Origin of the sequence: Tunicatimonas pelagia (assembly GCF_030506325.1) — a bacterium.
In the GTDB taxonomy this organism is placed as follows: domain Bacteria; phylum Bacteroidota; class Bacteroidia; order Cytophagales; family Cyclobacteriaceae; genus Tunicatimonas; species Tunicatimonas pelagia.
Map to the genome: position 1 here is coordinate 1,418,311 of NZ_CP120683.1, position 13,325 is coordinate 1,431,635.

At 44.0% G+C, this 13,325-nt stretch carries 11 protein-coding genes; 6 read left to right on the forward strand and 5 right to left on the reverse strand.

The features are described 5' to 3' along the window. Positions 1 to 62: 62 nt before the first annotated feature. The 3 genes from gmk to P0M28_RS05910 all read right to left on the reverse strand — a co-directional run bounded on the left by gmk (position 63) and on the right by P0M28_RS05910 (position 1,608). Positions 63 to 635, reverse strand: a complete 573-nt coding sequence (gmk, locus tag P0M28_RS05900) for a guanylate kinase (protein WP_302208712.1) — start codon at positions 633 to 635, stop codon at positions 63 to 65. Beyond that, positions 636 to 887, reverse strand: coding sequence for a hypothetical protein (locus P0M28_RS05905; RefSeq protein WP_302208713.1), 252 nt, complete (start codon positions 885 to 887; stop codon positions 636 to 638). A gap of 67 nt (positions 888 to 954) precedes the next feature. Next, positions 955 to 1,608, reverse strand: coding sequence for a sigma-70 family RNA polymerase sigma factor (locus tag P0M28_RS05910; RefSeq protein ID WP_302208714.1), 654 nt, complete (start codon positions 1,606 to 1,608; stop codon positions 955 to 957). A gap of 142 nt (positions 1,609 to 1,750) precedes the next feature. Between P0M28_RS05910 and P0M28_RS05915 the strand changes: the two genes are divergently transcribed. From P0M28_RS05915 to P0M28_RS05940, 6 genes are all read left to right on the forward strand, one after another. Further along, on the forward strand, positions 1,751 to 2,236 hold the full coding sequence (locus P0M28_RS05915) for a DUF4293 domain-containing protein (protein WP_302208715.1): 486 nt from the start codon (positions 1,751 to 1,753) through the stop codon (positions 2,234 to 2,236). Between the two features lie 157 nt (positions 2,237 to 2,393). Continuing rightward, a complete protein-coding gene (locus tag P0M28_RS05920; RefSeq protein WP_302208716.1) occupies positions 2,394 to 3,098 on the forward strand; it encodes an FISUMP domain-containing protein in 705 nt (234 codons plus the stop codon). A gap of 139 nt (positions 3,099 to 3,237) precedes the next feature. Then, positions 3,238 to 4,476, forward strand: coding sequence for an LA_2272 family surface repeat-containing protein (locus P0M28_RS05925; protein WP_302208717.1), 1,239 nt, complete (start codon positions 3,238 to 3,240; stop codon positions 4,474 to 4,476). A gap of 180 nt (positions 4,477 to 4,656) precedes the next feature. Beyond that, positions 4,657 to 6,483: a molecular chaperone HtpG gene (htpG, locus tag P0M28_RS05930; RefSeq protein WP_302208718.1), complete on the forward strand. Its 1,827-nt coding sequence runs from the start codon at positions 4,657 to 4,659 to the stop codon at positions 6,481 to 6,483. A gap of 273 nt (positions 6,484 to 6,756) precedes the next feature. Beyond that, positions 6,757 to 9,558 carry a TonB-dependent receptor gene (locus P0M28_RS05935; protein WP_302208719.1) on the forward strand — a complete coding sequence of 934 codons (2,802 nt, stop codon included), beginning with the start codon at positions 6,757 to 6,759 and terminating at the stop codon, positions 9,556 to 9,558. 4 nt (positions 9,559 to 9,562) lie between these two features. Continuing rightward, positions 9,563 to 11,146 carry an SGNH/GDSL hydrolase family protein gene (locus P0M28_RS05940; protein WP_302208720.1) on the forward strand — a complete coding sequence of 528 codons (1,584 nt, stop codon included), beginning with the start codon at positions 9,563 to 9,565 and terminating at the stop codon, positions 11,144 to 11,146. A 95-nt stretch (positions 11,147 to 11,241) separates the two neighbouring features. Here P0M28_RS05940 and P0M28_RS05945 read toward each other — a convergent pair whose 3' ends face one another. Then, positions 11,242 to 12,234 (reverse strand): YpdA family putative bacillithiol disulfide reductase, encoded by a 993-nt coding sequence (locus P0M28_RS05945; protein ID WP_302208721.1) that lies wholly within the window; start codon positions 12,232 to 12,234, stop codon positions 11,242 to 11,244. Between the two features lie 151 nt (positions 12,235 to 12,385). Then, positions 12,386 to 13,258 (reverse strand): SDR family oxidoreductase, encoded by an 873-nt coding sequence (locus tag P0M28_RS05950; protein ID WP_302208722.1) that lies wholly within the window; start codon positions 13,256 to 13,258, stop codon positions 12,386 to 12,388. Positions 13,259 to 13,325: the final 67 nt, after the last annotated feature.

A 13,325-nucleotide genomic window follows, 5' to 3' on the forward strand; every position in this document is an offset into this window, starting at 1 on the left:
TGGTATTAACGAGATAAAGAGCGCAAGATGAATATAATTTATTGAAACACAAGATGAGGGAGCTAACGGGTAAATGCTTGGTATAGCTGCTGCACCTCTTGCTTGGCTTTTTCTAGATCATCGTTGACGACTGTTGCATCAAAGTACTTTTCAAACCCAAGCTCGTATTCGGTTTTTTCTAGGCGGTGTTGAATACTTTGGGCAGAATCTGTGTTCCGGGCTAGTAACCGATCCTTAAGTGCCTCTAAAGAAGGAGGGCGAACGAACACGGCCAATGCTCTATCGCCGAAGTAGCTTTTTAGATTGATGCCCCCTTTTACGTCTACATCAAAGATAACGTTCTTCTGGCTGCGCCATATTCTGTCTATCTCTGATTTCAAGGTTCCGTAGTAGCGATCAGGGTACACTTCTTGCCACTCAATAAACGCATCCTTCTGCAATTGCTGCCGAAACTCGTTGGGAGAGAAAAAGTAATAATCACGTTCATGAGTTTCGCTACCTCGCTGCTCGCGGGTAGTAGCTGATATTGAAAATGAAAGATTGGGATTAACCGCAAGAAGATAATGAACCAAGGTAGTTTTCCCTGAGCCAGAAGGCGCTGAGAAAATGATAGCTTTGCCCTGAAAAGGGGACATCTACGATATATTTTGTGGGTTTATGTGCTTACGAATATCACTGAGTAGGTCGTCAGGAGCATTGAATCGCCCCAATTTAATCTTTAACGTTTCACGGAAGGCTTTTTCTTTTTCGTAGCAATCCAGCACCTCAGGCCAATTAACGGCGTATTGATGAAAGAAGTCAACATCTTCGGTAGAAGCTTGGCTATCGAGCACCAATGGTAGTAACTCCAGGCAACGTGAGTAGTGGGGCGAGTCCTTAGGTAACATAGGCGTACAGCATTAAATCAAGAATCAAAAAATTTGCTTACATAATATTTTCATAGCTAAAAAGTGCTTAACCTTGGTATCCCATTGATTCAGCGTAAGACTTTAGCTTTTCTTTCAAAAGGTTGCGAGCGCGATGGAGACGCGAGCGGACAGTTCCAATCGGAATATCCAGAATTTTAGCCATTTCCTCGTAAGTAAACCCTTCTAGGTCGCACAAGATGATCACGGTCCGGAAGTCAACTGCTAAAGTATTGAGTGCGTTGGAAACTTCATCTCCAATCATATCTTGAACCGCTTCTACCCTCAGGTCAGTTGTAATACTTGCGTCTACATCTTCTGAGTTGTAGTAGGTCTCAACTTCCTGATAGTCAACCTTAGAGGGCTCTTTGCTCTTCTTTCTAAAGTCATTGATGAAGCTGTTCTTCAGTATGCGGAACAGCCACGCTTTGGCATTAGTTCCTCGCTGAAATGAATCAATAAACCGGAACGCTTTCAGATATGTCTCCTGCACCAAGTCTTTAGCATCGTCTTCATCGAAGGTAAGACGATACGCAAAGTTGTACATAGAATCTATCTGAGGTAGGAATTCGTTATCAAAAATATCTATCTTTTCTGCTTCCGAATACTGATTGCGACGGGTTTCCACAACTTCTTCTGTCGTTTCGCTCGTTTGAGCTTCCTGGCTCTCAGTATTTTGCAGTTTTTCATTATTATCCGCCATAATTATGCTCAATTATATGGTAGTCTTTCGTTTTATTTAACTAACTCAAGCCCGTAATGTTATTGCAATTATTAATAACTTTGCGCCCGATTTAAGCTTATCTTATACGTAGATTCTAAAAAAAAGATACTAGCCATTAGTTATGTTACAAAGAGTTCAATCATTATTTCTATTAGGAGTGGCCATCTGTATGGGACTATTATTGTTAGTTAATATCTGGGAAGAAACCATTATTGAGCAGCAAAAGGTGCTGGTGCTGGATGCCTACGCCATTGAGTCGGTCTCTATGACTGATGAAGCCGGAGAAGCGGTAGTGGCCCAAAGTGCCTGGCCTATTGCCGTGCTGGCGACCTTGGCAATGGCTACCGCCTTTTTTGGAATTTTTCGCTACCGCAACCGCTTGTTTCAAATAAAACTGGGGTTGCTTAACTCACTGCTCATCGGCGGAACCTTAGCTGCTATTGTCTACTTCAGCTTTGAAGGAGAAGAACTTTCCGCCAACACCATACAGGGCGACTACGAATTCGGATTGTACTTGCCTGCCGTAGCAATGGTGCTGAACCTCTTAGCCAATCGCTTCATCCGCCGCGATGAAATGCTCGTCCGCTCAGCTAATCGATTGAGATAACAAGTGTGCCATATTACTGAACTCAGAATCTCGAACACTTGAACACCCTAGCACTTTTTAATAAAGTTTTACTACATCAAAACTTTAAATTGCTCTATGGTCAATAAGGCGATAGCAGGTTCCGTTGTTTGCTTATTAGCTACCGACAATGTTATCTATGACTACGGGAAGAATTCAGCGTGAAGGTAGAAAGAACATACCATACAGCGGGCAAGTTTTCAGCGTAGTCCTCCTACTATCGGTTCACCTTTCGGTTTGCGGACAGCACATATTTATGGATGCTCGAGATGGTAACGAATATGAAATAGTTGAAATAGCGAGCTATCGCTGGTTCAAAGAGAATATTCGGTACCAAACCCCTACCAGTTGGTGCAGTGAGAATCCCCACTCAGAAGCCTGTCAGTACGGAAACTACTACTACCCCACCGATCTGGTGAATATTTGCCCTGAGGGTTGGCGTGTTCCCACCTGGCTCGAGTACCGAGCCGCTATCAAAGAGATTGAGCATTACTATGGCTTAGCTGATTCGGTAAAATACGTAGCAAGTCAGCAGAATTTATATAAAGATTTACTACTAGACAGCGAATGGATCGTAAACTTATCACTAATGGACGATTCTACGTTCCTAGATATGGCCGCTACTGGCTGGGTAGAAGGCAACAAGTGGAAACCCCAAGAACAAACTACAGTATGGATCATCCACGATGTATCAAACACTCCCCAACCGCATGTTCATGTAAAACATAATGAAATAATTATGCACTCACACGGGCATCATGTATTGGACAAACCAAAGAATATGAGGCGGTTCGCCGTTCGTTGTATTTGTGATGCCAATCAAGCTAGTAGAGATGGTAAGTAAGTAAACTATGCATTTACCTGCTATACTCTATCGGCTTCTGCTTTGCCTCTTGTTTATCGTAATAAAATGCTCAGCGGTTTGCTATAGTCAACAAACTTCGCATTCTACTTCCACCCTGAATCTGACGCTAGTCCCGGGTTTGAGTTCTGTTGGTCTTGATCCGTCTAATCACTATTCCTATCTCACCTTCAATATTTTATCTGGATACCAGCGAGGTAACTACTGGCTTCAACTCAGCGGAATATCATCCGCTACGATAGAACAGGCTAATGGAATTCAGATAGCTGGATTGGCTAACATTGTCGGAGTGGATTACTACCAAGGTTTATCGCCCAAAGCAATTCTTAAAGCAGAGAAGGAAGGGGATACTCCATTTCTGAACGGAATTCAATTCAGTAGTTTAATGAACTATGTTCGCGGACGAGCCAGTGGCGGACAAATTTCTCTAGGAGCTAATATTGCGAAGAAGTCTACAACTGGAGCGCAAATTGGCGGGTTTCTCAACTATTCCGGCGGACTGCTGATCGGGGTGCAATTGGGTAGCTTGGCAAATATTGCGAAAGGATCTACTATGGGCGTTCAGATTGCTCCGTACAATCGTACTTTCCGAGAGCTTAGTGGGTTTCAAATAGGATTAGCTAATAGGGCAAAGACAATAGAGGGAAAGAACTCCGTGCAAGAAGACGCATCTACCGGAGTACAGTTAGGCTTAGTGAATTTCAGTAGAGTCATGAATGGTTTACAGATTGGATTAATTAACGTGTCGGGTGATAATCAGGGCACCCACATTGGTCTAATCAATGTCTACCGAACTCCGCACAAAAAAGGTAAGCCCGATAGTACGCCATTCGGTCTGCTGAATCTTGGCAACAGCACCTCACTAGAAACTTTTGTAGACGAAACCTTTTTGATGAATTTTTCCATCAGCACCGGAAATATCAAAAACGCCGGACTTTTACCTGCCAGAAGTTTGAAGCGTATTATGAATCAGATTATATACCGACAATCTCATTTCTCCGAGAGTACGTATCGCGCCTACGGCTGGAACTGGCAGAAACAGTTCTATAATTATTCTCCCGACATTACCGGAGAATTCTACTTTGTAAGTCTCGGCTTCGGAACTTCCTACGTTGATTTCGCTGAAGCAAAGCACAAGACCAATCTGCTTTCGGAAATTGGGCTAACTATGGGTTCGCGCTTGTTCTATAAAAATAAATCTACTTATCTGTACGCTACACTAGATGCCAACTATTTTTACAGTAACGATGGACAAACGCTAGCTCCGAATAATCTTAGCCGATCTTTCGGTGAAGAAGGCAATCACCAAACCCACGAATTATGGCCGGGATTAGCAGTAGGACTAAAATACACTTTATGATATTGAGCTAATCTGTAAACAGAGAGTGCCGAAGTGTTCAAAGTTATTCACAAACACCATAACACATTAACACTAAAGCACCATATCGTTCTCTGACAAAGTGTCACGTTTCTACTCGTTGGAATGTATTTTGAAATAGGTTTCAACAAAAATCTGTACACTCCAAAACGTAACATAAATATGGTAGAAGAAAAAGGAACCATCTCGATCAATACCGAGAACATCTTCCCGATTATTAAAAAATTTTTGTATTCCGATCACGAAATTTTCTTGCGGGAGCTAGTCTCCAATGCAGTGGATGCCACGCAGAAGATAAAGCGATTAGCCGCCATTGGCGAATACAAAGAAGAACTTGGTGACCTAAAGGTGAAGATCACTATTAACGAAAAGACAAAAACCTTGACCGTCAGTGATAACGGTATCGGGATGACCGATGAGGAAGTAAAAAAATATATTAACCAGATTGCCTTCTCCGGAGCTACTGAGTTTGTAGAGAAGTATAAAGACAAGGGTGAAGAAAACCAGATTATCGGAAATTTCGGTCTGGGATTCTACTCCTCCTTCATGGTAGCCGATAAAGTTGACTTGATTACCAAATCGCATCAGGAGGGTAGTGAAGCAGTACAGTGGACTTGCGACGGAAGTACCGAATTTGAAATCACCTCAGCCGTTCGGAAAAACCGAGGAACGGACGTAGTACTTTATCTGAATGAAGATTCTGAAGAATTTTTAGAGAAAGCCCGGGTTCAGGGAATCCTGGATAAATACTGTAAATTCCTACCAATTGAGGTTGAGTTTGACGAAAAAGTAGTCAACAATCCCAATCCAATCTGGACTAAATCTCCTTCCGATCTGAAGGACGAAGACTATCTAGCTTTCTACAAAGAACTCTACCCTTTTTCCGAAGATCCGCTTTTCTGGATTCATCTCAACGTTGATTACCCCTTCAACCTTACTGGCGTTCTCTACTTCCCCAAGATCAAGAACGATCTGGAGATGAACCGGAACAAGATTCAACTGTACTCCCGTCAGGTATTTATTACTGATGAGGTAAAAGACGTAGTACCCGAGTTCTTGATGCTATTGCACGGAATTATTGATTCACCGGACATCCCGCTCAACGTATCGCGTAGCTACTTGCAGTCAGACGGTAATGTGAAGAAAATCAATGCTCACATTACCAAGAAGGTCGCTGACAAACTGAATGAGCTTTTCAAGAAAGATCGCAAAGCCTACGAAGAGAAATTTGATAACATCGGCTTATTCGTAAAGTACGGAATGATTTCGGAAGATAAATTCTACGAAAAAGCACTGAAGTTTGCGCTATTCAAAAATACGGATGGTGAGTACGCTACGTTTGATGAGTACCGCGAGAAAGTAGCCCCCAACCAAACCGATAAAGATGGAAACTTAGTGTACTTGTATACTACTGATGCAGGAAAGCAGGACACCTTCATTCAATCGGCCAAGAAGCGTTCCTACGATGTGCTTCAACTCGATGGACCTATTGATAGCCACTTTATTAACATGTTGGAGCAGAAGCTGGAAAAAACTAGCTTGAAGCGAGTGGATGCCGATATTGCCGACAAGCTCGTAGAAAAAGACGAAAAGATAGAAAGCGTACTTTCCGATAAGGAAAAAGATAGCGTAAAAGAAGTTTACGAAAAAGTGTTGGACAGTAAAAGCATGACGGTTTCGGTAGAGTCACTCTCGCCGGATGAAATGCCCGTAACCATCACGCTACCTGAATTTATGCGTCGCATGAAAGATATGGCTGCCACCGGAGGCGGAGGTTTTGCGATGATGGGGCAAATGCCCGATCAGTACAGCGTGGCGGTGAATGCGAACCATCCGCTTACCAAGAAAATTCTGGAAGAGAGCGATGAGAGTGCGAAAGACCAATTAGCTAAGCAAGCCATAGATTTGGCTAAACTCTCGCAGAATATGCTTACCGGAGCTGACCTTACCAGTTTTATTCAACGCTCAGTAGAGATGACCGCTCAGTAAGCTGTTTTCCCTCTTATTTCATTCAAGCCTGTTCGCTTTGCACGGACAGGTTTTTTTATGCTTTTTTGCTAAACCTACATCTTTTTTGTTGGTTAACTAAACACTCAGTCAATGCCAACTCTCAATAAATACGATTCTAAGCGCGTTTAGTCACGATAAGTATTTTTTCTTATGCATGCATACTAAATTCAAAAAGTTTCTATCTTTAAAAGATTTTTAATACAGATATTTTTTCAATCCTCTTATTGATAATTTTTAAATCAACACCTAACAATGAGACGAAATCTATACTTAGCAGGAACTCTCTTGCTAATCCTCTTCCTCTCGAGCACTGCGGTATTTGCTCAATCCACTACAATTAGTGGCCAAGTCTTAGATGCCAGCAATAACGAACCCTTAGTAGGAGTGAACATCTTGGTAAAAGGCAAAGTAGTAGGAACTGTGACCAACACCGAGGGTAACTTTTCGTTGGTAGTTCATGATCCACCGCCGTTTGCCCTCGTAGTCTCCAGCGTAGGTTACGAAGCTCAAGAAGTAGAAATTACCCAACCTACTGACAATCTATCCATTTCGTTGAGCGAACAAACTATGCTAGGTCAGGAAGTAGTAGTCTCTGCTTCCCGAGTAGAAGAATCTATTTTGGAGTCACCGGTTTCTATCGAGAAGATGGACATTCGCGATGTGCAGTCATCCGCCGCTCCTAACTTCTACGATCAGATCGCTAATCTCAAGGGAATTGATGTCAGTGCTCAAGGATTGCTTATTAAAACAGTGAATGTCCGGGGCTTCGGGGCCAACGGTAATACCCGCACGGTTCAGTTGATTGATGGAATTGATAATCAAGCCCCCGGCCTTAATTTCCCGGTAGGCAACGTTGTCGGTATTCCTGAACTGGATTTGGAAAGTGTAGAATTACTTCCTGGTGCCGCTTCGGCTTTGTACGGGCCAAACGCTATCAACGGGATCATTTTGATGCAAAGCAAAAGCCCGTTTGACTACCAGGGGTTGAGTGCTACCGCCCGACTCGGAGTCAACCACGTGGATGGCGAAGACGATGACCCATCGCCCTACTATAATTTTGGTTTGCGCTACGCTAAAGCGTTTAATAACAAGTTTGCCTTTAAAGTTAATGCCGAATACATCCGGGCGAATGACTTTCGCGGAGTAGATTTTCGGGATCAAAGTGATATTGTGGAACGTAGCGATGAGAACATTGACCCAAATAACCGAGCCGGACGGCGAACTTACGATGGGGTGAATGTCTACGGGGAACCACTAGTAGATTTAAGATCTCTCATTCCTTCCAGTTCAGCTCTAGCAGCAGTAGAAGCTCTCCTTCCAACAGATGAAACTCGTTTTTTTACTCCTACCGGTTATACCGAGCGAGATTTTGTGGATAATACGACCGAAAGTTTGAAGTTAGGCGCAGCCTTGCATTACCGCATCAACGATGAGCTAGAGGCACTAGCTCAGTTTAACCACGGCTCTGGAAGCACCGTATATACGGCCAACGACCGATTTGTGCTAGATGGTTTATCAATCTGGACTGCTAAAGCCGAACTGCGTAGCAGTAATTTTTTCGTACGGGGCTACCGTACTCAGGAAAACTCGGGCGATAGCTACGCGGCTAATACGCTAGCTTCGCTTATCAACGCCCAAACGACTATCCCTGCCTATGCGGGTGCATTTGCCGGGGCGCGACTAGGTGGGGCTTCGGTAGAAGAGGCTCACGGAGCTGCCCGTGGAGCCAGCGATGCGTTGCGGGCAGCCAATCTAACTAATGGCGAATATCAACAGCTATTCGATTCACTACGACAAATACCTATCTCAGAAGGTGGTGCTAAATTCCTGGATGAAACCAGTCTGACCCACTTTGAAGGCATGTATAATTTTTCTGATAAGATTGATTTCGCCGAAGTGGTAGTGGGTGCTAATTACCGCCGGTATGATCTGAACTCGAGTGGAACTTTGTTTGCACTACAGGATAATGGTGAAGAATTTGACATTAACGAATGGGGGGCCTACGTACAGGTTTCTAAATCAGTAGCCGACGATAAGATCGATCTCAGTGGGTCAGTACGTTACGACAAAAACGAGTATTTTGAAGGACAATTTTCTCCCCGTTTGTCAGGGGTACTGAAGGTGGCCAACGGGCATAATGTGCGAGCTTCATTTCAACGAGGCTTCCGTATTCCTACCACCCAAGATCAGTTTATTGACTTAAATGTAGTTACTCGTCGTTTGATTGGAAGCAACTCGGTCTTGGTAGATCGCTATAACTTTGAAAGTAATCAGGTATACTCCACGCCGAGTGTACAAGCGGCTCAGGCTAATTTTGCCGCTACTGGCGATGTAGCTGCTTCGGTAGACTTACTAGACCCGATAGAATTTGAAGAGTTTGACACTGAAAAAGTTAATACCTATGAAGTAGGTTATAAAGGATTGATTAATAACAGGTTACTTATTGACGCTTACTACTACTACAGCTCTTACCGCGATTTTATTGCTGAGGTTGACTTTACGCAAACGGTTACTAGCGATGGGCTGCCTCCCTACGAAGGCCCGGCTAACCCCGAAGGAATTGTACAGCAAACGGTAGCCACCCAGCGTTTCGGATTTGATATCAATACTGATGGAACAGTAGATGCCCACGGATTTGCCGTAGGCTTAGACTATTCATTAGACAAAGGATATACACTGGGAGGCAATGTTGCTTTTAATCAGCTTTTAGACCAAGATGACCTAATCCGACAGGGCTTCCAAGCGCAATATAATACTCCGGAATGGCGCTATAACATCCGGTTTGCTAACCGAAAAGTTACGGACAACATCGGGTTTAATCTGGTTTGGCGGTGGCAAGATGCATTTCTCTGGGAATCATCATTCGGGCAAGGGATAATTCCAGCTTTCCAAACATTAGATGCTCAGGTAAGCTACAAACTACCTTCTCTGAAGTCAATCTTGAAGATCGGAGGCTCTAACGTTCTTAATGAACGATACACCACTTCCTTTGGCAACCCTCGCATGGGAGCTATCTACTACGTTTCCATCACCTTTGACGAATTCTTAAACTAAGATCATGATGAATAAGCAATATTTTCTAGTAGGTGGCTTAAGCCTGCTTATCAGTTTTTTTGCCTGCAATACCGAAGATGAACTAATTGAAGAACGATTAGAGAATAACCCCACCCCTAACGTAGTGCTTAGCGGCAGTCCGGGTTCGGTAGATTTTAGTAAGTATGTAGCCGTAGGTAACTCACTCACCGCCGGGCTAATGGATGCCGCTTTGTACACCAAAGGCCAGCAAAATTCATTTCCTAACATTCTTGCCCAGCAGTTTCAGATTGAAGGAATAGGCGGTGGCACCTTTAACCAACCAGACGTCAATTCGGTCAATGGGTTTAACGTTTCGATACAGTTACCTGATGCCGTTCTAGGTCGTTTTCTACTCGATCTAAGCATTCCCGGCCCAGTACCTACGATCGGTGAGTCGCTCTCGCCAACCTATGATGGCGATATTAGCCAACTCAATAATTTTGGTATACCCGGAATGCGGGTAATTGATGCAGTTGTTCCCGAATATAGCCAGTTTAACCCGTTTTTTGGTCGTATTGCAGCATCTTCTGCTAACTCGCTTATTCAGCAAGCCGCTGCTGCCCAAGGCTCTTTTTTTACAGTTTGGTTAGGAGGAAACGATGTTTTAGGCTGGGCTAACTCCGGTGGTTCTGCTCCCGACGGGGAAATTGACCCACTTGCCCAACTTACTAACCCTAGTACACTAACCAATATCGATAATTTTACGGCTGCTTATACTGGAGTTATCAACGCGATGCTATCCGTACCTAATGCCCAGGGGGTTGCTATTACTATTCCTCCGGTTACGTTACTACCATTTTATCGGGCGGTAGCCTTTAACCCACTTCCACTCGATCAGGCAACGGCTGATGCATTGAACGCTGCCTATCAGCAGTACAACGGTGGTTTAGATGTGGCTGTAAACCAGCAAGCACTTGAGGCGGCCGAAGCGGAGCAACGAAAGATTACATTTTCAGCCGGGCAAGGAAACCCTATTGTGATGCTCGATGAAGACTTGAGTGATGTGATCATTATTGTAGATGCCGAAGGGAATACAAATGCACTTCCCAAGCTACGCCAGTCTAATGCTAGCGACCTATTACTTTTTACGATTGCGCCTCGCTTGGGTCAGGATTTTGGCAATGGCCCCTTCGGTTTGCAAGACCCCGCTACCGATGAATTTGTGCTGACACTGAACGAGCAAATTACCGCTAATACCCGTCTGGCTACTTTCAATGCCGAGATTGCCCGAATTGTCGCTAGCACTGGTGGGCGAGTCGCTTTGCTAGATATTAATCCAGTATTTGCGGATATAGCAGGGTTAACTTCTCAGCAAGCAGCTCTGCTAGGCATGAGTGCCGAAGCCCAAGCAGCAGCGGATGGTCAGCGAGGATTAGTCTTGGATGGAGTAAACTACCAACCGGATTTCTCTCCCAGTGGTATCATTTCTACCGATGGCATCCACCCCAACCCCAAAGGGCACGCCATTGTAGCGAACGAAGTAATTCGAGTAATTAATGAAAGCTTTGAGGCCAGTATTCCCTCAGTAAACTTATCACCCTTTAGTACGGTGGAAGTCGCGCCTTGATAGTGTTTTGGTGCTTAGCATACTATGGTGATGGTGTTATAGGTCGTCCAGCACGACTCTCAAGCACTATAACACCAAAATACATTAACACTACACTAGGCATTAGAAGCCATTCGCTCCGATAACTTCTGCTTGATGTCTTGCATAATGGGCTGAGCGTGCAGTTTACCATTCTCAATAAAGATTTTCTTGGTTTCTTCCCCGCCAATAACCGAACCACCCAGGTAGATTCCCGGAATGTTACTTTCAAACGTATCTGCGTTGATTTCGGGAATCAGCATTTCTCCGTTTAGGCGAATACCTACCTTTCGTAAGAACTTCGCATCAGGATGATAACCGATCATCAGAAAAACAAAATCAGCGGGCAGGGATTGCAATTCTCCGGTTTGAAGATTCTTGATTTTCACCTCTTTCTCAGTGATTTCGGTCACTTCACTGTTAAAGTACGATTGCACTTCACCTTTCTTAATTCGGTTTTCCAAATCGGGAACGATCCAGTACTTAGCAGTTTTATCAATGCCATCAAAAATATGAACCAGCGTTACGTTTACACCATTGCGGTATAAATCCAGCGCAGTCTCTACCGCCGAGTTAGCTCCGCCTACCACTACCGCATTCGTACCCGTGTACCGATAAGGCTCGTCGTAGTAGTGAATCACGTGCGACAACTCTTCACCCGGCACCCCTAGTTCCCGCGGAATATCGTAGTAGCCGATCGCCAGCACTACTTTTTTTGTCCGATAAGTGCCCTGATTTGTTTGTAAGACAAATACACCATCTGTTTGCTCAATATTTTCTACCTCCGTAAAAATATGCACGTTGAGTTGGAAGTGATCTGCTACTTTACGATAATACTTCAGAGCTTCTACCCGGCTCGGACGCAAATTCAAGGAAGTAAAAGGAACATCACCAATAGCAATATTATCTGCACTAGAAAAAAAGGTCATATCTACCGGATAGCGCCGGATCGACTCGGTAATGCTCCCTTTATCCAACACTGCGTACGTTAACCCTTGTCGTTGAGCTTCAATTCCGCACGCTAATCCGCAGGGACCAGCTCCTACGATGAGCACATCGTATATTTTCATAGAAATAAGTCAGTTTAAGTGAATGAGTGAATTGTTGAACGAAGCAGTAGATGAATAAACCCTCCTATTTCATTATTCATTCAACAACCCACTTTACAAAGGTACAACAATACCACGTATAAAGCTGTTCACTAAAACGTTTATCTGGCTATTAAGCTGAGGCAGCCTTCTTTTGAGGTAAGAATGTAATTTGTAGTAGTTGCTCACTTATCTCCCACAAACGCTTAGCGTTATAATTATTAGAAGCCTCTTTGTTGGGGCTCACTACTTTTTTATCCTTAAAATACTGACCAGTTGCGGTGAACCCTTCTTCACTGGTCGCTAAATAGATGCTGGTTTCGGCTCCTTTCTCCTCGCTAATCATAAACGGACGCGCCAATTGCATAACAATACCAAAGAAGCCAGGCACCCCGCCACCAAAGTTACTGGCCACCGCTCCCGGATGCAGAGAGTTGGTTACTACGTGGGCTGGCAGTCGCTGACTCAACTCACGAGTAAAAAGAATATTGCATAATTTAGAAGAACAGTACGCTTTCAATCCATTATACTTACGCTTCTCATATTGTAAGTCGCTGAGGTCGAAGCTAGCAAAGCGGTGCGCTTCCGAAGATACGTTAATGATGTTACCTTGTTTACTCGCCAACACCTTATCCAATAATAATTGCGTGAGTAGAAAAGGAGCTAAATGATTCACCCCAAAGGTCGTCTCAAAACCGTCATCAGTGGTTGTTCGTGTATTGCTGGTAATTAGTCCGGCATTGTTAATCAGCACATCAATTTTAGAACAATCTGCATTAATACGTTCGGCAGCCGAGCGTATCTGCTGAGTTGAAGATAAGTCAGCCAGCACAATATCGACCCGGCTATGACCACATACCCGCAGAATACCTTCTTTAGCCCGCTCAGCTTTTTCTTCATTACGACAGAGCATCACCACGTGCGCTCCTTGTTTAGCTAACTCCCGAGCGGTTACTTTTCCGATACCAGAATTAGCTCCGGTAATCACACAAATCTTATCGTTCATAGCGTTGGTCTTTACTCTCTTGTACCAAGAAGCTACGGCTTTTGTTTAGAAATAGTGCTCTAAAAAT

What these genes read in the sequence shown, in the direction of transcription:
- gmk (WP_302208712.1), bottom strand. Translation starts at nt 635, where the DNA reads ATGTCCCCTTTTCAGGGCAAAGCTATCATTTTCTCAGCGCCTTCTGGC.
- P0M28_RS05905 (WP_302208713.1), bottom strand. Translation starts at nt 887, where the DNA reads ATGTTACCTAAGGACTCGCCCCACTACTCACGTTGCCTGGAGTTACTA.
- P0M28_RS05910 (WP_302208714.1), bottom strand. Translation starts at nt 1,608, where the DNA reads ATGGCGGATAATAATGAAAAACTGCAAAATACTGAGAGCCAGGAAGCT.
- P0M28_RS05915 (WP_302208715.1), top strand. Translation starts at nt 1,751, where the DNA reads ATGTTACAAAGAGTTCAATCATTATTTCTATTAGGAGTGGCCATCTGT.
- P0M28_RS05920 (WP_302208716.1), top strand. Translation starts at nt 2,394, where the DNA reads ATGACTACGGGAAGAATTCAGCGTGAAGGTAGAAAGAACATACCATAC.
- htpG (WP_302208718.1), top strand. Translation starts at nt 4,657, where the DNA reads ATGGTAGAAGAAAAAGGAACCATCTCGATCAATACCGAGAACATCTTC.
- P0M28_RS05935 (WP_302208719.1), top strand. Translation starts at nt 6,757, where the DNA reads ATGAGACGAAATCTATACTTAGCAGGAACTCTCTTGCTAATCCTCTTC.
- P0M28_RS05940 (WP_302208720.1), top strand. Translation starts at nt 9,563, where the DNA reads ATGATGAATAAGCAATATTTTCTAGTAGGTGGCTTAAGCCTGCTTATC.
- P0M28_RS05945 (WP_302208721.1), bottom strand. Translation starts at nt 12,234, where the DNA reads ATGAAAATATACGATGTGCTCATCGTAGGAGCTGGTCCCTGCGGATTA.
- P0M28_RS05950 (WP_302208722.1), bottom strand. Translation starts at nt 13,258, where the DNA reads ATGAACGATAAGATTTGTGTGATTACCGGAGCTAATTCTGGTATCGGA.